Source organism: Stenotrophomonas sp. TWI587, assembly GCF_039674145.1.
Taxonomy (GTDB): Bacteria; Pseudomonadota; Gammaproteobacteria; order Xanthomonadales; family Xanthomonadaceae; genus Stenotrophomonas; species Stenotrophomonas maltophilia_AY.
Genome location: NZ_JBDJMW010000001.1, coordinates 361,189 through 384,528, shown reverse-complemented (window position 1 = coordinate 384,528; position 23,340 = coordinate 361,189). Strand labels below are relative to the sequence as shown.

Below are 23,340 nucleotides of genomic sequence, written 5' to 3'. Positions count from 1 at the left end.
CCACCACGGGGCTGGAGACATCCTGTGAAACTGACCCTGCAGATCGACTCGCTTGCGTTGCTGGCCCCGTTCCGGATCAGCGGCTACGTGTTCGAACACGCCCCGGTGCTGCGCGTGGAACTGGAAGACGGCGGCCATCGCGGCCGTGGCGAAGCCAGCGGCGTGTATTACTTCGATGACACGCCCGAGCAGATGCTGGCCACGCTGGAACTGCTGCGTGCGCGGATCGAAGCCGGCATCACCCGCGCAGAGCTGCAGCAGCTGCTGCCGCGCGGTGGCGCGCGCAACGCGCTGGACTGCGCACTGTGGGACTTGGAAGCAAGCCGCACCGGCAAACCGGCCTGGGCGCTGGCCGGCCTGTCGCAGACACGGCCGCTGCTGACCACCTGGACCCTTGGCGCCGATGACCCGGCGACCATGCAATCGATCGCAACCGGACGCTATGCGTCTGCCAAAGCGCTCAAGCTCAAGCTCAGTGGCGATCTGGAGATCGATATCGAACGCGTGCGCGCCGTGCGCAAGGTGCGGCCGGATGTCTGGATGGGCGTGGATGCCAACCAGGGCTACACCGTGGACGTGCTCGATGCCCTGATTCCGGTGCTGCTGGAGAACGACATCCAGCTGCTGGAGCAGCCGCTGCAGCGTGGCCGCGAAGCCGAGCTCAAGGGCTTTGCGCGCCCGCTGCCGTTCGCGGCGGATGAAAGCGTGCAGGACGCCGCCGAGATCGAGGCGCTGGCGGGTCTGTTCGATGTCATCAACATCAAGCTCGACAAGGCCGGCGGCCTCACCGAAGGCCTGGCGATGGTCGGCAAGGCCCGCGCGCTGGGCATGCAGGTGATGGTCGGCAACATGATCGGCAGCAGCTGGGCGATGGGCCCGGCGTTCATCGTGGGCCAGCACTGCGACGTAGTCGATCTGGATGGTCCGCTGTTCCTGAGCGATGACCGCGTACCGGGCCTGCGCTACGACGAGGGCCTGGTGCACTGCGACGACGCCGTATGGGGCAAGGGAGTTCACGCATGAACACGACATCGCATCGTCCGCGCGCGACCCAGTGGCGCACGTTGATCTCCGGCATGCTGCTGGCATCGACCGCAGCGTTCTCGCCGCTGCATGCGCAGGCGCCGACGCCGGCTGCTGCACCAGTGCCCGCGACCACCGAGTCGCCTGACAGCATCACACCCGCGCAGTCCCCCACCGGCACGCTGGATGCGGCGCGCGTGGACACCTTCCTCGATGGTCTGGTGCCGTACCTGATGGCGCAGGGCGATCTTGCCGGCGCCGTGGTCACCGTGGTCGAGAACGGCAAGGTCGTCACCGAGCGCGGCTTTGGTTTCTCCGATGTCGAGAAGCGCACACCGGTGGACCCCAGGACCACCCTGTTCCGCCCGGGCTCGATCTCCAAGCTGTTCGTCTGGACCGCGGTGATGCAGCTGGTCGAACAGGGCAAGCTGGACCTGGATACCGACATCAACACCTACCTGGACATCAAGGTCCCGGCCAAGGGTGAGCCGGTCACGCTGCGCCAGATCATGACCCACACCAGTGGCCTGGAAGAGCGCATGCGCTACCTGATCGTGCTGGGCCCGGACCACCCGGCCAACCGCGACAACTTCCTCAAGGACTGGGTGCCCAACCAGATCTCCGCACCCGGCACCAAGCCGGCGTACTCCAACTACGCCACCGGCATCGCCTCGTACATCGTCGAGCGCGTCAGCGGCCAGCGCTTCGAGGATTACGCCCGCCAGCACATCCTGCAGCCGCTGGACATGCAGTACGCCAGCTTCGAGCAGAAGCTGCCGGCCGAGCTGCTGCCGCATGCCGCCAAGGGCTATCTGCTGGGCTCGGGCAAAAGCTATCCGGCCGAGAAGAACACCGCGCCGGGCGTGGGCGGTCTGTACGCCTCCGGGTCGGCGATGTCACGCTTCATGATGGCCACGCTCAATCATGGTGAGCTTGATGGGCAGCGCATCATGCGTGCCGAAACCAACGCGCAGATGCTGACCCCGCAGGCGGCGATCCTGCCGCATCTGCCGCGCATGACCCTGGGCTGGATGGCCTCGGACACCGGCGGCTACGAGACCCGCTCGCACGGCGGCACGATGCTGTTCTTCTATTCGTGGCTGTGGATGATCCCCGAACGCAACATCGGTGTGTTCGTCTCCACCAACAGCGTGGGGCGTGATGCGGCCGGCTCGGCCCTGCGCGCCCAGGTCTGGGAGCGCTTCGTGGAGAACTTCCTGCCGACGCTGCCGATCCAGGCAGCCGGCCCGGGCGTGGATGCCGCCGTCGCGCGCGAACATGCCGCAGCATTGGCCGGCGTGACCTGGCAGAGCACGCGCCGTTCGGACAGTTCGTATCTGCGCATGCTGTCGCTGTTCGCACCGACCCGCGTGCACCCGCAGGAAGACGGCACGATCACCGTCGATGGCCAGAAGGGCCTGAACGGTCAACTGCTGCGCTGGCGCGAAGTATCGCCGTGGTTGTGGCAGCAGGAGAACGGTCGCGGCCTGTTGGAAGTGAAGGTCGAGGATGGCCGGCCGGTGTACTTCTCCGGCGGCCCGTTCGCCTCGGTGTTCGGCTTTGAACCGATTCCGGGCTGGCGTTCACCGGCGTGGCTGCGCCCTGCGCTGTTTGTCGCACTGGGGTTGCTGACGCTGTCGGCCGTGCTGCGCATCGGTGGCGTGTTCGTGCGCCGCTACTATCGTGTCAGCGCACCAGCAGAAGGCCGCGGGCTACGCTGGCTGCAGACGCTGTCGATCACCACGCAGCTGGGCACCGTGGTCGCCTGGGTGCTGTACGTGAAGTCGATCGCTGCACCGGGCGGGATTTCCGGTTACAGCAATGGTCCGCTGATCCTGATGCAGGCGCTGTCCTGGCTGAGCGTGTTCGCAGCCGTGGCCCTGGTGTGGGTGGCGGTCCGCGCGCCGGCCAGCTGGCCCCGCGTGCGCCGCTACGGCGCCTGGGTCGTCGCACTGGCCGGCGTGGTGGTGGCGTTCGTCGCCATCACCCAGCGCCTGATCAGTACCGGCCTGCAGCTCTGACCGACGGACGCCCCGCCCGATGACGATCGATGCACGGCGCAAGGCCTGGTTCGGGCAACCGCCAGGCCTGACCATCCTGTTCCTCACCGAGATGTGGGAGAAGTTCTCCTACTACGGCATGCGGGCGCTGCTGGTCTATTACATGACCAAGCAGCTGCTGTTCTCACAGGAACAGGCCTCGATGGTCTATGGCCTGTACACCGCGCTGGCCTACCTGAGCCCGGTGTTCGGGGGGATGCTCGCCGACCGCTGGCTGGGCAAGCGGCGTGCGGTGATCCTGGGCGGAGCGATCATGGCGTTCGGCCATTTCCTGATGGCCTTCGATGCGCTGCTGTATCCGGCCCTGCTGGCGATCGTGCTGGGCAACGGCCTGTTCCTGCCGACCCTGCCCGGCCAGGTCGGCGATCTGTACCAGCGCGATGATCCGCGTCGTGGCTCGGCGTTCAACGTGTACTACGTGGGCATCAACCTCGGCGCGTTTCTCGCCCCGCTGATCTGCGGCACGCTGGGGGAGGTGTATGGCTGGCACGTCGGCTTCTCCGCCGCCGGCATCGGCATGCTGCTGGGCCTGGTGATCTACATCAGCGGGCGCCGCCACCTGCCGCCGGACCCGCCGCGCAGCGAGCGGGCGACGCTGCCCTTCTCGGCGCTCTGGCAACCGGCCTACCGTCCCCTGCTGCAGCTGATGGCGATGATTGCCGGGCTCATCGTGGTGTTCCGGCTGGCTTACGAGCAGATCGGCAACACCATCGCGATCTGGCTCGACACCGGCGTGGACCGCGTACTCACTGCGGACTTCACGATTCCGATGACGTGGTTCTTCTCGCTCAATCCGCTGCTGGTGTTCTTGATCACCCCGCTGCTGGTGGGCCGCTGGACGCGGCAGGCGCGCGGCGGTCGTGAACCTGCGGCGCTGACCAAGATGGCGATCGGCGCCGCCGTGGTCGGCCTGTCGTTCGTGCTGGTGGCGATCCTTGGCGGGGAACCGTCGGCCAAGGTCGGCTGGCTGTGGGCCGCGCTGTTCTTTGCGATTTTCACCTTCGGCGAGCTGTTCATCCTGCCGGTGGGGTTGGGTCTGTTCGCGCGTCTAGCCCCCGCAGGCTTCGGTGCGACGATCATCGCGTTCTGGTTCCTCGCGTCCTTCGGCGGCAACCTGCTGGCCGGCGCGGTCGGCATGCTGTGGTCAACGCTGTCCAGCACCGTGTTCTTCTCGCTGATGGGTGGGACCTGCATGCTCGTCGCGGTGCTTCTGATTCAACTTGAACGACGCGCTCGGCCCTTGTTGGCGGGCACTGGCGCGGCGGCGAAGGGCCAGTAACACAGCCCGCGATTGTTGCAGCGCACTAGCTCCAGATGGAATGATGTTTTCTGATTGCGCTTGACATATGCCCGATCAGGCGAAATATTCCCTACTCAGGATTTGTAGGGATATCGTAATGCCCGATCAGTTTCCGCAGTCCCCCGGCCGTCGCCGCCTGCTCGGCCACGCGGTCGCCTTAAGTGCTGGCGCCCTCGCCTTCCCCGCGATTGCACGCGGTCGCCACCAGGCGTTGCCGGACGTCCCCACCGCCTATTCGACACGCGCGATCGATCTGGTCAGGGAGTCGCTGGTGATCGACATGCTGGGCGTGATCAAGATCGACTTCCGCCCCGAGTACTACGCCAGCCGCATGAGCGAACAGGATGCGGCCGACATGCGTGCCAGCGGCATCACCGGCTTCCACCATGCGATCGGCATCGGCGGTCCGGATGCCTACCAGGACACGCTCGCCTACCTCGCCGCCTGGAACGGTTTCGTCGGCCGCAACAGCCACGTTTTCACCCTGGTTGGCGAGGCCGAGGACCTGGATCGGGCCAAAGCGGACGGCAAGGCGGCGATCATCATGGGCGTGCAGAACGCAGAACAGTTCCGCACGCCGGCCGACGTCCGGATGTTCTATCTGCTGGGCATGCGCTGTGCGCAGTTGACCTACAACGCACAGAACCTCATCGGCGCCGGCGCCACCGATCGCATCGATGGTGGCGTCAGCGACTTCGGCGTGCAGATCATCCAGGCGATGCACGAGACCGGCATGCTCATCGATGTCTCGCATTGCGGCGACCGCACCACGCTGGATGCGATCGACCTCGCGCCTGGCCCGATCGCCATCACCCATTCCAACTGCCGCGCGCTCAACAACCACCCGCGGGTGAAGACCGATGAGGCCATCCGCAGGCTGGCGGCCAAGGGTGGCGTGATGGGCGTGACCGGCGTGCGGATGTTCGTGCGCGACCGCGAGCCGACCACGGTTGAACACATGGTCGACCACATCGATCACGTGGTGAAACTGGTCGGCATCGACCACATCGGGATCGGCTCGGATGCCGATCTGCAGGGCTATGACCACATGCCCGCCGAGCAGAACAAAGCGCTGCGTGCCGGCTACAAATCCAGCTACGCGTTCCGCGACAAGATCGATACCGATGGTTTCAATCATCCCCGCAAGACGTATGACCTGACCGAAGTGCTGATACGGCGCGGCTACAGCGACGAGCACATCCGCAAGATCCTCGGCGGAAATTTCAGGCGGCTGCTCGGCCAGACCTGGAAGCCGGTCGTCCTTCCCGCCTGACCCCGTTCCTGATTCCGGAGAGTCCGCCGCATGCGCAAGACGATGACACGTTCGATCCTCGCCACCACCATTTCCCTGTGCTGCATGGGCCTTGCCACCTCGGCCCTGGCCCAGGACGCCGATGCCGACGCCGATGGCAACCGCAGCACCCCCGATGTGGTGGAGCTCGATCGCGTGGTGGCCACCGCACAGAAGCGCAGCGAGAACGTCATGGAGGTGGCGGCCGGCGTCAGTGTGATCAGCGAAGAGCGCCTTGAAGCCTTTGGTGCGACACGGCTCAACGACTTCGCCGCGTATGTGCCCGGGTTCCAGGTGGACAGCGGCGGCGCGCCCGGACAGACCACGATGGCCCTGCGCGGCGTTGCGCCGCTGGGTGGCGGCTCGATCATCGGGACCTACATCGATGATACGCCGATCGGCCCGAGCAGCAACAAACAACGCGCGACCACCTACGCACTGGACCTGCTGCCGTATGACATCCAGAGTGTTGAAGTGCTTCGCGGCCCGCAGGGCACGCTGTACGGCGCCAGTTCGATGGGCGGCCTGTTCAAGTACATCACCAAGGCGGCCGATCCGGATGCGTTCGAGTTCCGCGCCGGCACGGACGTGAACACGACCAAGGACGCCGGCGATACCGGCATCGGCGTGCGCACTGCGTTCAACGTGCCGCTCATCGAAGGCAAGCTGGCCATGCGCGCCAGCCTGTCGCGCCAGAGCACGCCCGGCTACGTCGACCAGCCTGACCTCACCGGGGAGGATGCCAAGGACAGCAACGGCTACTACCAGCTGGCCTCCCGCCTGGCGCTTACCTGGCGCATCAGCGACACCGCCAACCTGCGCGTGCAGGCGCTCTCGCAGATCGTGGATGCCGACAACTCCAGCGCAGTGGGGCTGACCTACCCCACGCTGGAGCCAATACGCGGGCCGCTGGAAGGCATCCTGCAGCGCGCGACGCCGTACCGGATGGAAACGGATTACTACTCGGCGATTCTAGACTGGGACCTGGGCAATGTGGATTTCGTGTCCGCCACCAGCTTCTCCGAAACCCGCATGGATGAAGTGCAGGACTCCTCGCTTGTCTATGGCGTGGCATGGCCGTATCTGACCCCCTACCCCGCCGGCCAGGCGCAGTTCGATGTCTTCCTCGGCACGCGCAAATGGACGCAGGAGTTCCGCCTGAGTTCCAAGGAAAGCGAGCGCTTCGAGTGGCTGCTCGGTACCTTCTTCACCGGCGAGAAGAACGCCAACCGCCAGCAGGTCAGTGCCTACGATGCAAACGGCATCCCGCTGCCGTTCAATCCCGGCACCGCGAGCCTGCCGGGCACCTACGACGAGCAGGCGATCTTCGCCGATGTCACCTACAAGTTCAGCCCCCGCTTCGATGTATCCGCCGGTGTGCGGCATGCGCGCAATCAGCAGGACTTCGAGCAGCACAGCATCGGCCTGCTGTACGGACCGCGGCCGATCGATCTGGCCGATTCCGCCGACGACAACGTGACGACGTGGAAGCTGGCCTCGCGCTGGCACCTCAACGACAGCTCGATGATCTACGCCCGTTACGCCACCGGCTACCGCCCGGGTGGACCCAACGTATCGACCTCCGGCGTGGTGCCGATGACCAAGGCCGACACGCTGGACAACGTCGAACTCGGCTTCAAATCGCACTTCTGGGACCGCCGCGCGATGATCGATCTGGCGCTGTTCCGGATCGACTGGGACGACATCCAGGTGCGCGTGTCCGAGAACGGCCTGAGCTGGATGGGCAACGCCGGCAGCGCGCGCAGCCAGGGGGCGGAGCTGAGCATGATGGTGCGCCCAGCCGAGCGCCTGACCGTTGGCCTCAACGCGGCCTACATCGATTCGAAGATCGGGGATGTGCCGACGTCGAGCGGCCTGGTCGCAGGTGGCCGCATGCCCATGACGCCGCGCCTGAGCTGGTCGAGCACCATCGATTACGACTTCGATGTCAGCGACCAGTGGCAGGGCCGGGTCGGTGCGGGTTACCGCGTCACCGGCGAGCGCGTGGCCGGCGCCTATGAGATCGACAGCTACAACGCGCTGGACCTGCATGCCGAGCTGACCAACATGACGTGGACGGTCCGCCTGTATGCCCGCAATGCCACCGATGAGCGTGCCTACGTCTCGACCGGCTCCGTGCGCGACGCACTCAACCGCTATGTGGCGGTGACCGGCGTGCCCCTGCAGCCGCGCACCATCGGCATGTCGATCGACTATCGCTACTGAATCCGGTGCCTCGCGCCCGGCGGCAGGCCTGTCGCCGGGCGTCTTGGTCAGGCGAGCATGATGACAATCCTAATTGGGTTGCATATTCTCTGATTAGGACTTATACAGGTCTAACGAGGCCAACGACTGCTACCGTCGCTGTCGTGGGTGCTCACCCTCTGCCGCTCGCCTACTGGATTCCGTCATGACGTCGACCCCGACCGCTGAAGTGCTCGCACTTGCCGCCCTCCCCCAGCCCTACCTGCTGTTCCTGGGTGATACCACCGAAGCGGGCTTCGCCAAGACCGCGATCGGCCTGAAGGACTGGGCGCCGGAGGTGTGCGTGGCCGAGTGGAGCCTGCCCGGCTGCCCGATCACCACCGGCCTGCCGACGATGACGCCCGCCCAGGCGCGTGCCGCCGGTGCCCGTGCGATGGTGATCGGCGTGGCCAACGGTGGCGGCGTGATTCCGGCGCAGTGGCTGCCGGCACTGGTCGAGGCGCTGGAGGAAGGCCTGGACCTGATCAGCGGCATGCACCACAAACTCGGTGATATCCCGGAACTGGCCGCCGCCGCCGAACGCACTGGTCGCCAGCTGATCAACGTGCGCGTGCCGCCACGCGGCATTCCGGTCGGCAATGGCCGCAAGCGTACCGGCAAGCGCGTGCTGACCGTCGGCACCGACTGTGCGCTGGGCAAGAAGTACACCGCGCTGGCCCTGGTCCGCGGTCTTCGCGAACGTGGTGTGGATGCCGACTTCCGCGCCAGCGGCCAGACCGGCATCCTGATCGCCGGCAGCGGCATTCCGATGGACGCGGTGGTCGCCGATTTCTCGGCCGGCGCCGCCGAACTGCTCAGCCCGGATGCGGCCGCCGATCACTGGGATGTCATCGAAGGCCAGGGCTCGTTGTTCCACCCCGCCTATGCCGGCGTCAGCCTGGGCCTGTTGCATGGCAGCCAACCGGACGTGTTCGTGGTCTGCCACCAGCCCGGTCGCCAGCATGTGCTCGGTTACCCCGACTACCCGCTGCCCTCCATCGAAGACGTGATCGCGTTGACCGTGCAGCTCGGCCGCCGCACCAATCCGGATATCCGCTGTGTCGGCGTCAGTCTCAACACCCACGGCATGACCGACGCAGCGGCATCGGCCGCCTGTGCCGAGGTCAGCGCGCGTCTTGGCCTGCCTGCGGCCGACCCGATGCGGCAAGATGGGGAATTCAACCGTTTGCTCGAGGCCTGCATCGCATGAAGATGACCACCCGTACCCTGAGTCTGTGCGTTGCGGCGCTGCTGGGCCTGAGCCCGCTCGCCGCCTTCAGCGCGAGCAAGCCCACGCCGGTCGAAACGGAAGTCGCACGGCTTTCCACCCTGATCGATGGCAAGGTCGGTGTCTCGGCGTGGCGCCTGGATGGCAAGGGCGCGCAGGTCCATCTGAATCCGGACGAAGGGTTCCCGATGGCCAGCACGTTCAAGGTCGCCGTTGCGGCGGTGATCCTGAGCAAGGTGGATGCCGGCGAGCTGGCACTGACCACGATGGTGCCGGTACCGAAGGCCTTCTACGTCGATTCGGAAGTGATCGCGGACCGATTCATCCACGACGGTGTGAGCCTGTCGGTGCACAACCTGCTGGAAGTGATGCTGACCCAGAGCGACAACACCGCCACCGATGTGCTGGTGGCGCAGGCTGGCGGGCCGGCCGCAGTTACCGCCTGGCTGCGCGCGCAGGGCATTGAAGGCCAGCGCCTGGATCGCAACACGCGCCAGCTGCTGAGCGACATCTTCGGCCTGGGCGATGAACCGCTGACCAAGGAGCGCGTCGCCGAGCTGACCCTCGATCCGGAGGTGGTCAAGCGCACGAAATCCGGCAACGAGGCCTTCGATAAGGATCCACGCGACACCTCCACGCCGCGCGCCATGTCGACCCTGCTGACCAAGCTGTTCACCGGCAAAGCGCTGAGCCCGGCCAGCACCGAGGTACTGGTGCAGATCATGGAACGCTGCCGCACCTGCAGCGCACGCCTGCGCGGCAGCCTGCCGCCGGGCACCAAGGTGGCCGACAAGAGCGGCACCGTGGCCGGCACCGTCAACGATGTGGGCGTGGTCACCCTGCCCGATGGCAGCCAGTTCGCCATCTCGGTGTTCGTCAAAGCCAGCAATGCCCCGCGCAGCGAACGTGAGCGTGTGATCGCCGAGATCGCCCGCACCGTGCGTGACTTCTACCTGCTGCAGCCTGCGGCCGCCCGCAAGTGACCGCCGCCGCCAGCCGGTTCCAGCGGTATCTGTTGCCCGGTCTGGCGTTCAAGTCGGCCGTGATCGGCGGCGGCTACGCGACCGGCCGTGAGCTGGCGGAGTTTTTCCTGCCATCGGGCCCCTGGGGCGGCCTGGCGGCCATGGTGTTGTCGATGCTGATCTGGAGTGTGATCTGCATCCTGACGTTCCTGTTGGCACGGGCGATCCGTGCCAACGACTACCGCACCTTCTTCCGGCACCTGCTGGGCCGCGGCTGGTGGACGTTCGAAGTGGCCTACCTGGCGCTGATCGTGGTGGTGCTGGCGGTGTTCGGGGCGGCCGCCGGCGAGCTGGCCGCGACCATGTTCGGCTGGCCTCGGCTCGTCGGCACGCTGGTGCTGGTGGCGATCATCACCGGCGTGGTGCAGGCCGGGACCAACGCCGTCGAACGCATGTTCAAGTTGATGTCCGCCTTCATGTACCTGGTCTACGCGATCGCTGCCTGCCTGATCCTGTACCGCTTCGGTGGCGGCGCGATGGCACAGCTCTCCAACACCCATGAACTGGGCCAGGACTGGGTGCTCAACGGCGTGACCTACGCCGGCTACAACATGTTCGCCGCGGTCTCGATCCTGCTGGTCGTGCGCCACCTGCTGTGCCGCCGCGATGCGGTGATTGCCGGTGCGCTGGCCGGCCCCTTGGCGATCCTGCCGGCGATCGTGTTCTACGTCTGCATGATCGCATTCCTGCCGGACATCGCCGACGCGCCACTGCCATCCGACCTCATGCTCGGCCAGCTCGGCCTGCCGTGGTTCCAGTGGCTGTTCCGCTTGATGATCATGGTGGCACTGGTGGAAACCGGGGTCACGCTGATGGCCTCGGTGGACGGCCGCATCAGCGTCAACTGGACAGAACGCACCGGCGCCGCTCCCTCGCGCGGCGTGCGGGTGGCGATCATCGTGGCGATCCTGCTGATGGCCGTGTTCCTGGCCGATGGCATCGGCCTGGTGGCACTCATCGCCAAGGGCTACCGGCTGCTGGCTTACGCCATCCTGGCCACCTATGTGGTGCCGCTGCTGGCGTACTCGGCGTGGCAGATCTGGTCACGTCGCGGGCAGGCGTTCGAGGTCATCACCACTCATCCGCCACAGGCGAAGACCAGGAACTGATGCAGTGCGCGTGCCGGCGCGGACAGGTCTTCGTCCGGGCGCCAGACCAGGCCGACTTCCATCGGCGGCACCGCATCGGTGAGGGTGCGTACGTCGATCCGGCGCCCCTCCAGCGACCACGGCCGATAGACCATGTCCGACAGGATGCTGACCCCGAACCCATAGGCGACCATGCCGCGCAGCGCCTCCAGCGACGAGGTGCGGAACACGACGTTGGGTTCGCGACCGACCGAGCGCCAGTAGCGCATCGCCGACTCCTGCCCTTCGTCGACCATCAGCATGATGTACGGGTACGGCTCCACGTCGGCCGGGCTGATCACCGGCAGCTGCAGCAGCGGATGCGACTCGGCCAGCCACAGCTGGCGGCGCGACCGGATCAGCACCTGGCGCCGCAGCACGTAGGGCTCGGCCATGTTGGAAATGATGCACAGGCCGAAGTCGAGGTCGCCGCTGCTGACGCCCTGCTCGATCGCGGCGCGGTCCATGTCGACCAGATCAACCTCCACCTGCGGGTAGGAGCGCTTGAAGCGCGCCAGCAGGCTCGGCAGGAAGTAGCCCAGCACCGTGTAGGACGCGCCGATCCGCACCCGCCCCGGCAGCGTGTTGGCCAGGAACATCGGCTCGCTGAGCGCGTCCTGCAACGTATCCAGGATGTGCCGCACATGCTGGTGGAAGCGGTGCCCCTCGGCGGTCAGCCCGACCCCGTGCGGCATGCGGTCGAACAGCTTCAGCCCGAGCGAGGCTTCCAGCTGCGCGACCGCGGTGGTGATGACCGACTGGGAGACGTGCAGCTTGCGTGCGGCCTGCGAGAACTGCCCCAACTCGGCCGCCTCGGCAAAGTACCGCAGCTGGCGCAGGGTCATGTTGGCCGGGATTTGCATGCGCGGGCTCCCACAGAATGAAGATATCTGAATAAACAATACCTCATACTCAATTAAACAAATTTACGATAAGCCGCTGTGCCTCTAGACTTCACACTGGGTGCAATGCGCCATGGCCCCAGCCGCCTTGAAAGCGCTGGTCCTTACCCGCTTCGCGACGAGATCCAGCCCGGATGTCGGCGCGTCAACATCGCCATTACCGTTGCCCCCCGCCTGCGGTATGCCTGTAGCTCCATGACCCAAGCCCAGCGAGGCCCCTGACATGTCATCACCCCAGATTCCCGCCACGAGCGAGCCGTTGCGTCTGCACGTGCCCGAGCCCAGCGCCCGTCCCGGCCAGGCCACCGACTTTTCCTATCTGAAGCTGAGCCCCGCCGGCGCGGTCGACAAGCCGCCCGTGGACGTGAGCGCCAGCCAGACCGCGCCGCTGACCGGCCAGCTGATCCGCGTGCTGGACGACAACGGCGACGCCGTGGGCCCGTGGGCCGCCGACATCGACGACGCGGTGCTGTTGCGTGCCATGCACGCCATGCTCAAGACGCGCGCCTATGACGCGCGCATGCTGATCGCCCAGCGCCAGAAGAAGACCTCGTTCTATATCCAGTGCCTGGGCGAGGAAGCCATCGCCGTCGGCCAGACGCTGGCACTGCGCGATGACGACATGCAGTTCCCGACCTACCGCCAGCAGGGCATCCTGGTCACCAAGGAAGTGCCGATGGTGGACATGATGTGCCAGGTGCTGTCCAACGCGGCCGACCCGCTGAAGGGCCGCCAGCTGCCGATCATGTACTCGTACAAGGATTACGGCTTCTTCTCGATCTCCGGCAACCTGACCACCCAGTACATCCAGGCGGTGGGCTGGGCAATGGCCTCGGCGATCAAGGGCGACACCCGCATCGCCACCGCATGGGTGGGTGATGGCGCGACCGCCGAAGGCGACTTCCACGCCGCGCTGACCTTCGCGCACGTGTACCGCGCACCGGTCGTGCTCAACGTGGTCAACAACCAGTGGGCGATCTCCACCTTCCAGGCGATTGCCGGCGGTGAGAACACCACCTTCGCCGCGCGCGGCGTGGGCTACGGCATTCCGTCGCTGCGTGTGGACGGCAACGATCTGCTGGCGGTGTACGCCGCCTCGCGCTGGGCCGCCGAACGCGCCCGCAGCAATCTCGGCCCCACCCTCATCGAGTGGGTGACCTACCGCGCCGGGCCGCATTCGACCTCGGATGATCCGTCCAAGTACCGCCCCGCCGATGATGCCCAGCAGTTCCCGCTCGGCGATCCGATCGACCGCCTGAAGCAGCACCTGATCAAGCGCGGCCTGTGGAGCGAGCAGCAGCACGACGAACTGCGCACCGAACTGGATGCCGAGATCCTGCGTGCCCTCAAGGAAGCCGAGACCCACGGGTTGCTCGGCAGCGACAACCGTCCCGGCGCGGCCCTCATGTTCGAAGACGTCTACAAGGACATGCCCGAACACCTCCGTCGCCAGCGTCAGCAGTTGGGAGTCTGAACACATGAGCGGGATTGAACAGAACAACACCGGCGGCACGCCGATGACCATGATCCAGGCGCTGCGCTCGGCGATGGACGTGATGCTGGAACGCGACGACAACGTGGTGGTCTTCGGCCAGGACGTGGGCTACTTCGGCGGCGTGTTCCGCTGCACCGACGGCCTGCAGACGAAGTACGGCAAGCAGCGCGTGTTCGATGCGCCGATTTCCGAGAACGGCATCGCCGGTGCGGCGATCGGCATGGCCGCCTACGGCCTGCGCCCGGTCGCTGAAATCCAGTTCGCCGATTACATCTACCCGGCCTACGACCAGATCGTCTCCGAAGCGGCGCGCATGCGCTATCGCTCCGGCGGCAGCTTCACCTCCTCGCTGGTGTTCCGTACCCCGTGCGGCGGTGGCATCTACGGTGGCCAGACCCACAGCCAGAGCCCGGAGGCGATCTTCGCCCACGCCACCGGCCTGCGCACGGTCATGCCGTCCAACCCGTACGACGCCAAGGGCCTGCTGATCGCCTCGATCGAGAACGACGATCCGGTGATCTTCCTGGAGCCCAAGCGCCTGTACAACGGCCCGTTCGACGGCCACCACGACCGCCCGGTCACCGCGTGGTCCAAGTACCCGGACAACCTGGTGCCGGAGGGCTACTACAACGTGCCGCTGGACAAGGCCGCCATCGCCCGCGAAGGCAAGGCCCTGACGATCGTCACCTACGGCACCACCGTGTGGGTGGCCAAGGCCGCCGCCGAAGATGCCGGGATCGATGCCGAAGTGATCGACCTGCGCAGCCTGTGGCCGCTGGATCTGGAGGCCATCGTCAACTCGGTCAAGAAGACCGGCCGCTGCATCGTGCTGCACGAAGCCACCCGCACCTGCGGCTTCGGCGCCGAGCTGGTCGCGCTGGTGCAGGAGCACTGCTTCTACCACCTGCAGGCACCGGTGGAACGCGTTACCGGCTGGGACACCCCGTATCCGCACGCGCAGGAATGGGACTACTTCCCGGGTCCGTCCCGGGTCATCGATGCAATGCAGCGCGTGCTGGAGGACTGAACCATGGGACATCACGTCATCAAGATGCCGGACATCGGTGAAGGTATCGCCGAAGTCGAACTGATCACCTGGAAGGTCGAGGTCGGTGGCCCGGTCGCCGAAGACCAGGTCGTGGCCGAGGTCATGACCGACAAGGCCATGGTCGAGATCCCCTCGCCCGTGTCAGGCACCGTGGTCTCGCTGGGCGGCAAGCCCGGCCAGATGATGGCCGTCGGCAGCGAGCTGATCCGCCTGGAAGTGGAAGGCGCCGGCAATGCCAGTGCCGCCAGTGCACCGGCCGCTGTCGCGGCGGCCGAACCGGTGGCTGCGCCCAAGGCGGCTGCACCGGCAGCTGCACCTGCGGCCGCCGCCGAGGCTGCACCGGCCACGGCACCGGCCAAGGCTGCCGCTGCATCCGCACCCGCCTGTGCCGCAAAGCAGGACGCGCGTGGCGCGGTCACCAACGGCGTGCTCAACGCCGGTGAAGCCCCGCTGGCCTCGCCGGCCGTGCGTCGCCGCGCCTGGGACCTGGGCATCGAGCTGCGCTATGTGCCGGCCACCGGCCCGGGCGGCCGCATCCTGCAGGCCGATCTGGATGCCTACGCCGCCGCCGGTGGCAAGGCGCAGCCGGTCGGTGGCAGTGCCGGCGGCAGCAGCTACGCGCGCCGTACCGGCGAGCAGCAGGTGCCGATCATCGGCCTGCGTCGCAAGATCGCGCAGAAGATGCAGCAGTCCTGGACGACCATTCCGCACATCACCTATGTGGAAGAAATCGACGTCACGGAAGTGGAGGCCCTGCGCGCCAAGCTCAACGAGCGCTGGGCCAAGGAGCGCGGCAAGCTGACCCTGCTGCCGCTGCTGGCACGCGCGGTGGTGTTGGCCGCACGCGACTTCCCGCAGATGAACGCCCGCTTCGATGACCAGGCCAACATCGTGACCCGCTACGAGGGTGTGCAGCTGGGCATCGCGACCCAGAGCGAGGTCGGCCTGTCGGTCCCGGTGGTCGCGCATGCCGAGTCGCTGGATCTGTGGCAGACCGCCACCGAGATCGCGCGCCTGGCCAATGCCGTGCGTGTGGGCAAGGCGACCCGTGAGGAGCTGTCCGGCTCCACCATCACCATCAGCAGCCTTGGTGCCGTTGGCGGTGTGGTCTCCACGCCGATCATCAACCATCCGGAAGTCGCGATCGTCGGTGTGAACCGCATCATCGAACGCCCGATGTTCCGCGAGGGCCAGGTGGTGGCGCGCAAGCTGATGAATCTGTCGTCCTCGTTCGACCATCGCATCGTCGATGGCATGGATGCGGCCGAGTTCGTGCAGGCGATCCGTACGCGCCTGGAAACCCCGGCCCTGCTGTTCGTGGAGTAAGCGATGTCCAATACCCTTCAAACCCAGTTGCTGATCATCGGCGGCGGTCCCGGCGGTTACATCGCCGGCATCCGCGCCGGCCAGCTCGGCGTCAAGACCATCGTGGTCGAGGGCGTCAATCCGGGTGGCACCTGCCTCAACATCGGCTGCATTCCGTCCAAGGCGCTGATCCATGCCGCCGAGGAATTCACCAAGGTCACCGCCTATGCGGCAGGCACCTCGCCGCTGGGCATCAGCGTGCAGGCACCGTCACTGGACCTGGCCAAGACCGTCGCGTGGAAGGCCGGCATCGTCAAGAAGCTGACCGGTGGCGTCAGTGCACTGCTGAAGAAAAACGGCGCGCAGCTGATCAAGGGCTGGGCCACGATCGTCGACGGCAAGACCGTCGAGATCGCCGGTGCCGCCGAAGACGGCGGCACGCTGCGCATCACCTGCGAGCACCTGCTGCTGGCGACCGGCTCGGTGCCGGTGGAACTGCCGTTCCTGCCGTTCGGTGGCAAGGTCATCTCCTCCACCGAAGCCCTCTCGCCGACCTCGCTGCCCAAGCAGCTGATCGTCGTCGGTGGCGGTTACATCGGCCTGGAGCTGGGCACGGTGTACCGCAAGCTCGGCTGCGAAGTCACGGTGGTGGAGGCCCAGGAACGCATCCTGCCGGCCTACGACGCCGAGCTGACCAAGCCGGTGGCCACGCAGCTGGAGAAGTCCGGCGTGAAGCTGCTGACCGGCCACAGCGTGCTCGGCCTGGCCGACAACGGCCAGCTGCGCGTGCGTGACAAGGACGGTAACGAAATTGCGCTGGACGCCGACCAGATCCTGGTCGCGGTGGGCCGTCGCCCGAAGACCGACGGCTTCAATCTCGAATCGCTGCAGCTGGATCTGACCGGCAAGGCGATCAAGATCGACGACCAGTGCAAGACCTCGATGCGCAACGTGTGGGCGATCGGCGATGTCGCCGGTGAGCCGATGCTCGCGCACCGGGCGATGGCACAGGGCGAACTGGTGGCCGAGATCGTCAGCGGCAAGAAGCGCCACTTCGTGCCGGCCGCGATTCCGGCGGTGTGCTTCACCGATCCGGAAATCGTGGTGGTCGGGCTGTCGCCGGACGAAGCCAAGGCACAGGGCATCGAGACCAAGGTCGCGCTGTTCCCGTTCGCGGCCAATGGCCGTGCGATGTCGCTGGAATCCACCGATGGCTTCGTGCGCGTGGTCGCACGCAGCAGTGACCACCGAATCCTGGGCTGGCAGGCCGTGGGCGTGCAGGTGTCGGAGCTGTCGATTGCTTTCGTGCAGTCGATTGAGATGGGCGCCACGCTGGAGGACATCGCCGGTACGATCCATCCGCACCCGACGCTGGGTGAGGCGGTTCAGGAAGCGGCGCTGCGTGCGTTGGGGCATGCGTTGCATATCTGAGGCATCTGCACGGCGCTGCTGAGGAATCGGCAGCGCTGGATGTCCAGTCAGTAAAAGAAACGGCCCGCACTGCGGGCCGTTTCTTTGTGTTGCTTCCAGTACGCCGCCGCCGGGCGTATTACCTCCCGTCCTGGGGCGCTCCGCCCGCCTGGCTTACGCGCGTCGCGCCAAGAATCCAGGTCATGTCCGAGGTCGACCACGGCACGATGTGTGGCGACCGCGCCGGCAAGGGAGCCGCATCCCTCGGCCAGCCATCGATCCCGGCCGCGGCCTGCACCTCCACCGGGCCACTGTCCGCCGGCCAGCGCAGCTCGATTCCGTCCGGACCCGGTGCCTGCCAACGCAACCGCGACCAGCGGTCCGCCTCGTCCAGCAGGGGCGCGTCCTCGCCCTGCAGCTGCACATTGCGAACGACGGCCCCGCTCTTGAGCCGTACGCGGAGTTCGCGTGTGCCTGCCGGTGCCAGCACGCGCAGTATCGACTGGCCGGTATCGGCATCGTAGGAACGCTCGAAACGCACCGGCCCCGGCACCGCAATGGCCTCGGCCCTGGTCGCCCAGACAGCCGTCAGATCCATTGCAGGGATCGGCAGGCGGACAGGCTCACCCTGCGCGCCGCCCAACGCACGCCGGCTCCAGTCAGACAACTGCGGCAGTGAACTGACGCGGTGGTAGTACTGGTTGTCTGGATCCGCGACGAACAGCACCTGGGACAGTTCGGGATAGCGCGTGCGGTCCGCCTGGATGAATGACGCGGCAGCCAGCAGACCCGCAGCCGCCAGCAGCGTCACCAGCGCAGCAATCGCCAAGCCGCGCCCACCCTCGGCCACACGTACCCACGGCAGCAGCAGTACAGCCAGCCACGCGAACGGCAATGCCAACACCTCCGGCGTTCCGAAGCCGATGGCCTCGAACAGTTGCAACGCGAAATGGAAGACGTGCGCCAAAGCAAACGCGGTGATCACTGCCGCGGCAAGGACACGCAATGCGGTCACCGGCGCATGCGCCGGCAGCAGCCACACCACCGCAGCCACCGCCAACAGCGGCCACAGCAGCAACGGCGCCAGCTCGGGCGCCAGCACCTGCACGGCCGCACCGACGATCCAGGCCACCAGCAAGGCACCCAGCCGCACGCTTTCACCGCGCGCAGCGGTCCCCGCGCTGGTCCAGGCCAGCAGTGCCACCAGCACGCCGAGCACCAGCCCGATCACATCGACCCCACCCCGCAGCGAGGCTGCCGCACCGGCCAGCAGCGCCAGTGCGGCAGCCGGTTTGCGTGCCGCCTTGCAGGCCAGCAGTGCGCCCAACGCCAGCACCACGCCGATTGCCAACAGCCCCTCGCCTGCCGCCAGCGTGGAGAATGCCGCCAGCAGATCCCGGTTGTTCACCAGCGTGGCATCGCCGCCGCCCAGCAACCGGTACGACACACGTACGGCCAGCGCGACGGACAGCAGCGCCAGCGGCCACCCCGCCACGCCACTGACCACGCCGCGCCATCCACCCTGGTTGAACGTGGCACGGCGTGCGACCACGACAATGACCAGCAACCCGAACGCCAGCACGCACCAGCCTGACCACGTCGGCACACTGATCATCCAGCCGCCGGGAAGATCGCTGTAGATTGCATCGTGGGTAGCAGTCGGCAGGGTTGCCGAGCTGGCCAACGGCGCACCAGCGGCAGCACCTGGGCGCCCATGTGCTGCACGCTGCCCGGGTCGAGATTGGCCACGCTCGCGGTCGCGGCGTGATAGTCGATCTGGCTGCCGATGATCGCGAAATTGAGGCCGGGAATACCTTTCTGCGCCGGCACCGTGAAGTCGGTGCCGTTGGGCATGTAGCGGTAGACGAAGCCGGTCAGCGAGTTGCCCAGCGGCTGCGGCGCGAGTTTGGCGAACGTGCTGAGCAGCGCCGCGTTGCCCGGCCCGGTTTCAAACAGCACCGCACGGCCACTGCTGCCGCGGGCTTCCAGATTGATGACCGTGCCGATACGCGACGACAGCGGATGCGAGGCGAAGAACGCACGCGCGCCGAGCAGGCCGGCCTCCTCCGCATCGGTGAACAGGAAGACCACGTCACGCTGTCGCACGTCCCCTTGCAGCGCACGCGAGATCTCCAGCATCACCGCCACCCCGAGGCCATCGTCGGCTGCGCCGGGCGAATGGGGAACGGTATCGTAGTGCGCCATCAGCAGCACCGCCGGCAGGCTGCGATCGCGGCCCGGCAATACCGCAACCACGTTCTCGACATTGGCCGCCCGCACACCGCGACCGTCGCCCTTGCCGTACTCGGCAGCCGCCTGGCCACGCTGCACGGATACCTGGAGTCCGGCCTGCTGCAGGTGATGCACCAACTGGTCGCGAACCTTCGCGGCCGCCACCGAGCCGGTGGGATGCGGTTCGGCCGCGATCCAACCCAGATGCTGCATCGCGCGTGCCGCCGAGAACTCGGTGGTGGCGATGCTGGCCGGCTGCGCGGGCGGAGTCTTCTGGGCGCTCCAGGCGGACCATGCGGCGATGACGATGCTGAGGAGCAGCAGTGGCAGCGTGTAGCGTGCGGCGCCGCGGGATGAGCGGAGCGCGCTCATGCGCGCACCCCGTGGTCCAGGTCATTCGCCAGGCTGCAGAAGAGCGGGAAAACGAGCACAGGGGCAATCCAGCAAGGGTGTCCTTCACAGGATTACAAAGCAATTTCCGATCTGTCAAACAATTTTCTGATCAGCCAAGATGCGGGTTCCCCTCGTGATTCACCGCGGAACTGGGAACGCCGAAGCAACGGTCGAACGCCCAGTTGTAGGCTAACGTATAGAAAGGGATGTAGACGATGAACACCAGGTCCAGGACAAATGCCTGGATCAGCGTAATGCCCAGCCACCACGCGATGAGCGGGACCAGAAAACACACCAGGGTGAGCTGGAACGCTACGGCATGCAGGACGCGTCGGCGTACCGTCCGCGTCCGGTCGCGTTGCCGTCGCTCCCATGCCTCGAACAGGTAGTTGAAGCTCACGTTCCATACCGTGGCGATCCCCGTGATCATCAGCGCCAGCAGCCCTGTCGTCGCCGGTGACTTGCCCGTCAGCACGGTCATGACCATCGTCCCCACCACCAGTCCCAGAAGCTCATAGCCCCCGACGTAGATCACCTTGCGTTTTACTCCCTGCATCACATCCTCCTGCTTGGTCACTGGCGAAGGGTGTGGATGCTATATTCAGAAAGGTTGATTGAAAAAGTCATCTCCTTTCAGAAGCACTGACAGATATATGTCCCTGTCCAGCGACGACATCGATCTCTTCCTCGCGGTGGTCGACCACGGCTCTTTCTCCGGCGCGGCCCGGGCGTTGCGCCGGGTGCCGTCCGCCGTGAGCATGGGCATCGCCAACATCGAGGCCGGATTGGGCTACCCCCTGTTCGACCGCTCGCGCCGCGAGGCGTTGCCGACCGCACAAGCGCTGGCCCTGGTGCCCCACGCACGTTCCGTCGCCAGCAGGCTGCGGTTGCTGCAGATCCATGCCGTGGAGCTGTCGCAGGATCTGGAGAGCACCCTGACGGTCGCCGTCGCCGCCGGTGTTCCAGACGAGGCGATGTTGGCGGCACTGGCGCAGGTAGGCTCCCGGTACCCGCTGCTGCGGGTGAACCTGCTGCGACTGCCCCAGGACCAGGTCCGGGAGAGGCTGCACCAGGAACAGGCCGATCTGGCCCTGCTGCCCGTCTCTACAGAGGTGGATCGGGAAGAAGCCTTTACCCATGTCGCCGACATGCTTTTCGTCGCCGTCGCTTCGGCCACGGCGGATACGCCCGGCCTCCCGGCAGACCTGCGGCGCTTGGAGGATCTCAGCGGCAGCCGCCAGATCGTCATCGCTGGACCCGACGACGCTGTCGCAGACCGGCGGCTGCTGGTCTCCGATGCCCGATGGCACGTGGACTCGGTTGAAGCGGCGTTGGGCCTGGTGGCGTGCGGCGCCGGCTGGGCGAACCTGCCTATGGATGTTGTTGAGGTCGCCGTTGCTGCTGGTCGCGTGAGAGTGCTCGCGTTCGACAACCTGGCCAACGGCGTCACGATGCCGGTGCATCTGGTGTGGCTGCGCAGAAAGCCGGTGCGACGGGCCGCTGGCGACGTGATCGCGCTGATGCGCCAGGACCCCCACTGACGTGAGGCGGAAACGCAGCGGAGCGGAATGCCGACTGCCGTGCTCTTGCATGCCATGTAAGCAGAAAGAAACGAAAAAGCCCGCATTTCTGCGGGCTTCCTTGTAGGTCAGGACATCTGGATACCAGCCAACGCTGGACCCGGACTCACTCCCATTCGATCGTCGCCGGCGGCTTCCCCGAGATGTCATAAACCACCCGCGACACCCCCCGCAGCTCATTGATGATCCGGTTGCTCACCGTGCCCAGGAAGTCATACGGCAGGTGCGCCCAATGCGCCGTCATGAAATCGATGGTCTCCACCGCACGCAGCGCGATCACCCACTCATACGCACGCGCATCACCGACCACGCCCACCGACTTCACCGGCAGGAACACCGCGAACGCCTGGCTGGTCTTGTCGTACAGATCGGCCTTGCGCAGTTCGTCGATGAAGATCGCATCGGCCTTGGCCAGCAGTTCGGCGTATTCGCGTTTCACTTCGCCGAGGATGCGCACGCCCAGGCCCGGGCCCGGGAACGGATGGCGGTAGACCATGCTGCGCGGCAGGCCGAGTTCGACGCCGAGGCGACGCACCTCGTCCTTGAACAGCTCGCGCAGCGGCTCGACCAGGCCCAGCTTCATGTGCTCGGGCAGGCCGCCGACGTTGTGGTGGCTCTTGATCACGTGCGCCTTGCCGGTCTTGCTGCCGGCCGACTCGATCACGTCGGGGTAGATGGTGCCCTGCGCCAGCCACTTGGCGTTCTTCAGCTTGGTGGATTCTTCATCGAAGATGTCCACGAACAGGTTGCCGATGATCTTGCGCTTGGCTTCCGGGTCGCTGACGCCTTCCAGCTTGGCGAAGTAACGGTCGGCCGCGTTGACGCGGATCACCTTGACGCCCATGTGCTCGGCGAACATCGCCATCACCTGGTCGCCTTCCTGCCAGCGCAGCAGACCGGTATCGACGAACACGCAGGTCAGCTTGTCGCCGATCGCCTTGTGCAGCAGCGCGGCCACGACGGACGAATCGACGCCGCCGGACAGGCCCAGAATCACTTCGTCATCGCCGACCTGCTCGCGCACGCGGGCGATCTGGTCGTCGATGATGTTGGCCGCGGTCCACAGGGTCTCGCAGCCGCACACGTCCACCACGAAGCGGCGCAGCAGCGCCTGGCCCTGCAGGGTGTGGGTCACTTCCGGGTGGAACTGCACGCCGTACCAGCGCTTCTCTTCGTTGGCCATCGCGGCCACCGGGATGCGATCGGTCACGGCGGTGACGGTGAAGCCCGGGGGCGCGACGGAGACGTGGTCGCCGTGGCTCATCCAGACATTCAACTTCGGCTCGCCGCCGTGGTCGCTCAGGCCCTTGAACAGCGCATCCGGGGCGACGACGTTGACTTCGGCATGGCCGAACTCACGCTGGTCGGCCGCTTCGGTGGCACCGCCGAGCTGGGCGGCCAGGGTCTGCATGCCGTAGCAGATGCCGAAAATCGGCAGGCCGCTGTCGAACACTTCCTGCGGCGCGGCAGGCGCGCCCGGCAGCGTGGTCGATTCCGGGCCACCGGACAGGATGATGCCCTTGGCGCCGAACGCGGCGATGTCAGCCGGGTTGTGGTCCCATGCCGAGATCTCGCAGTACACGCCGAGCTCGCGGATGCGACGCGCGATCAGCTGGGTGTACTGGGCGCCGAAATCGAGGATGAGGATCTTGTCGTTATGGATGTTGGTCATGGTGCCCG

At 66.4% G+C, this 23,340-nt stretch carries 18 protein-coding genes; 13 read left to right on the top strand and 5 right to left on the bottom strand.

What is annotated here, in order from left to right:
- Positions 1-24: 24 nt before the first annotated feature.
- From ABE464_RS01810 to ABE464_RS01775, 8 genes are all read left to right on the top strand, one after another.
- Positions 25-1,023, top strand: a complete 999-nt coding sequence (locus ABE464_RS01810) for a dipeptide epimerase (protein WP_346470476.1) — start codon at positions 25-27, stop codon at positions 1,021-1,023.
- On the top strand, positions 1,020-3,044 hold the full coding sequence (locus ABE464_RS01805) for a serine hydrolase domain-containing protein (RefSeq protein WP_346470475.1): 2,025 nt from the start codon (positions 1,020-1,022) through the stop codon (positions 3,042-3,044). The genes ABE464_RS01810 and ABE464_RS01805 overlap by 4 nt, the downstream gene beginning before the upstream one ends.
- Positions 3,045-3,063: 19 nt before the next feature.
- Entirely contained in the window at positions 3,064-4,362 is a 1,299-nt protein-coding gene (locus ABE464_RS01800) for a peptide MFS transporter (protein WP_346470473.1), read from the top strand.
- A 118-nt stretch (positions 4,363-4,480) separates the two neighbouring features.
- The gene (locus ABE464_RS01795) at positions 4,481-5,656 is read left to right on the top strand and encodes a membrane dipeptidase (protein WP_346470472.1); all 1,176 of its coding nucleotides are present in this window, start codon (positions 4,481-4,483) and stop codon (positions 5,654-5,656) included.
- A gap of 30 nt (positions 5,657-5,686) precedes the next feature.
- Positions 5,687-7,900: a TonB-dependent receptor gene (locus ABE464_RS01790; protein ID WP_346470471.1), complete on the top strand. Its 2,214-nt coding sequence runs from the start codon at positions 5,687-5,689 to the stop codon at positions 7,898-7,900.
- A gap of 184 nt (positions 7,901-8,084) precedes the next feature.
- Positions 8,085-9,128, top strand: coding sequence for a DUF1611 domain-containing protein (locus ABE464_RS01785; protein WP_265307805.1), 1,044 nt, complete (start codon positions 8,085-8,087; stop codon positions 9,126-9,128).
- A gap of 2 nt (positions 9,129-9,130) precedes the next feature.
- Entirely contained in the window at positions 9,131-10,129 is a 999-nt protein-coding gene (gene bla / locus ABE464_RS01780) for a class A beta-lactamase (RefSeq protein WP_346470470.1), read from the top strand.
- A complete protein-coding gene (locus tag ABE464_RS01775) occupies positions 10,126-11,277 on the top strand; it encodes a hypothetical protein (RefSeq protein WP_346470469.1) in 1,152 nt (383 codons plus the stop codon). Before bla ends, ABE464_RS01775 begins: the two co-directional genes overlap by 4 nt.
- On the opposite strand, the gene ABE464_RS01770 is transcribed toward ABE464_RS01775, so the two are convergent.
- Positions 11,247-12,158 (bottom strand): LysR substrate-binding domain-containing protein, encoded by a 912-nt coding sequence (locus ABE464_RS01770; protein WP_176989816.1) that lies wholly within the window; start codon positions 12,156-12,158, stop codon positions 11,247-11,249. The two genes, ABE464_RS01775 and ABE464_RS01770, sit on opposite strands and share 31 nt — an antisense overlap.
- 262 nt (positions 12,159-12,420) lie before the next feature.
- Between ABE464_RS01770 and ABE464_RS01765 the strand changes: the two genes are divergently transcribed.
- From ABE464_RS01765 to lpdA, 4 genes are read left to right on the top strand one after another with little or no spacing between them, the layout of a single operon-like run.
- Entirely contained in the window at positions 12,421-13,671 is a 1,251-nt protein-coding gene (locus ABE464_RS01765; RefSeq protein ID WP_346470468.1) for a 3-methyl-2-oxobutanoate dehydrogenase (2-methylpropanoyl-transferring) subunit alpha, read from the top strand.
- A gap of 4 nt (positions 13,672-13,675) precedes the next feature.
- Positions 13,676-14,719, top strand: coding sequence for an alpha-ketoacid dehydrogenase subunit beta (locus tag ABE464_RS01760; protein WP_346470467.1), 1,044 nt, complete (start codon positions 13,676-13,678; stop codon positions 14,717-14,719).
- 3 nt (positions 14,720-14,722) lie between these two features.
- Positions 14,723-16,066 (top strand): dihydrolipoamide acetyltransferase family protein, encoded by a 1,344-nt coding sequence (locus ABE464_RS01755; protein WP_346470466.1) that lies wholly within the window; start codon positions 14,723-14,725, stop codon positions 16,064-16,066.
- A 3-nt stretch (positions 16,067-16,069) separates the two neighbouring features.
- On the top strand, positions 16,070-17,476 hold the full coding sequence (gene lpdA / locus ABE464_RS01750; RefSeq protein ID WP_346470465.1) for a dihydrolipoyl dehydrogenase: 1,407 nt from the start codon (positions 16,070-16,072) through the stop codon (positions 17,474-17,476).
- A 118-nt stretch (positions 17,477-17,594) separates the two neighbouring features.
- On the opposite strand, the gene ABE464_RS01745 is transcribed toward lpdA, so the two are convergent.
- The 3 genes from ABE464_RS01745 to ABE464_RS01735 all read right to left on the bottom strand — a co-directional run bounded on the left by ABE464_RS01745 (position 17,595) and on the right by ABE464_RS01735 (position 20,657).
- On the bottom strand, positions 17,595-19,139 hold the full coding sequence (locus ABE464_RS01745) for a hypothetical protein (protein ID WP_346470464.1): 1,545 nt from the start codon (positions 19,137-19,139) through the stop codon (positions 17,595-17,597).
- Positions 19,067-20,059, bottom strand: coding sequence for a M20/M25/M40 family metallo-hydrolase (locus ABE464_RS01740; RefSeq protein WP_346470463.1), 993 nt, complete (start codon positions 20,057-20,059; stop codon positions 19,067-19,069). Before ABE464_RS01740 ends, ABE464_RS01745 begins: the two co-directional genes overlap by 73 nt.
- Positions 20,060-20,189: 130 nt before the next feature.
- Positions 20,190-20,657 carry a PACE efflux transporter gene (locus ABE464_RS01735; protein WP_346470462.1) on the bottom strand — a complete coding sequence of 156 codons (468 nt, stop codon included), beginning with the start codon at positions 20,655-20,657 and terminating at the stop codon, positions 20,190-20,192.
- A gap of 76 nt (positions 20,658-20,733) precedes the next feature.
- Here ABE464_RS01735 and ABE464_RS01730 point away from each other — a divergent pair, with 76 nt between their 5' ends.
- Positions 20,734-21,621, top strand: a complete 888-nt coding sequence (locus tag ABE464_RS01730; protein ID WP_346470461.1) for a LysR family transcriptional regulator — start codon at positions 20,734-20,736, stop codon at positions 21,619-21,621.
- Positions 21,622-21,766: 145 nt separating this feature from the next.
- On the opposite strand, the gene guaA is transcribed toward ABE464_RS01730, so the two are convergent.
- Positions 21,767-23,332, bottom strand: a complete 1,566-nt coding sequence (gene guaA, locus ABE464_RS01725; protein ID WP_346470460.1) for a glutamine-hydrolyzing GMP synthase — start codon at positions 23,330-23,332, stop codon at positions 21,767-21,769.
- Positions 23,333-23,340 lie beyond the last annotated feature (8 nt).

Coding starts and splice junctions, on each gene's coding strand:
- ABE464_RS01755 (WP_346470466.1), top strand. CDS start 14,723: ATGGGACATCACGTCATCAAGATGCCGGACATCGGTGAAGGTATCGCC.
- ABE464_RS01785 (WP_265307805.1), top strand. CDS start 8,085: ATGACGTCGACCCCGACCGCTGAAGTGCTCGCACTTGCCGCCCTCCCC.
- ABE464_RS01790 (WP_346470471.1), top strand. CDS start 5,687: ATGCGCAAGACGATGACACGTTCGATCCTCGCCACCACCATTTCCCTG.
- ABE464_RS01740 (WP_346470463.1), bottom strand. CDS start 20,059: ATGAGCGCGCTCCGCTCATCCCGCGGCGCCGCACGCTACACGCTGCCA.
- ABE464_RS01760 (WP_346470467.1), top strand. CDS start 13,676: ATGAGCGGGATTGAACAGAACAACACCGGCGGCACGCCGATGACCATG.
- ABE464_RS01730 (WP_346470461.1), top strand. CDS start 20,734: ATGTCCCTGTCCAGCGACGACATCGATCTCTTCCTCGCGGTGGTCGAC.
- ABE464_RS01765 (WP_346470468.1), top strand. CDS start 12,421: ATGTCATCACCCCAGATTCCCGCCACGAGCGAGCCGTTGCGTCTGCAC.
- ABE464_RS01800 (WP_346470473.1), top strand. CDS start 3,064: ATGACGATCGATGCACGGCGCAAGGCCTGGTTCGGGCAACCGCCAGGC.
- lpdA (WP_346470465.1), top strand. CDS start 16,070: ATGTCCAATACCCTTCAAACCCAGTTGCTGATCATCGGCGGCGGTCCC.
- ABE464_RS01805 (WP_346470475.1), top strand. CDS start 1,020: ATGAACACGACATCGCATCGTCCGCGCGCGACCCAGTGGCGCACGTTG.
- ABE464_RS01770 (WP_176989816.1), bottom strand. CDS start 12,158: ATGCAAATCCCGGCCAACATGACCCTGCGCCAGCTGCGGTACTTTGCC.
- guaA (WP_346470460.1), bottom strand. CDS start 23,332: ATGACCAACATCCATAACGACAAGATCCTCATCCTCGATTTCGGCGCC.
- ABE464_RS01795 (WP_346470472.1), top strand. CDS start 4,481: ATGCCCGATCAGTTTCCGCAGTCCCCCGGCCGTCGCCGCCTGCTCGGC.
- bla (WP_346470470.1), top strand. CDS start 9,131: ATGACCACCCGTACCCTGAGTCTGTGCGTTGCGGCGCTGCTGGGCCTG.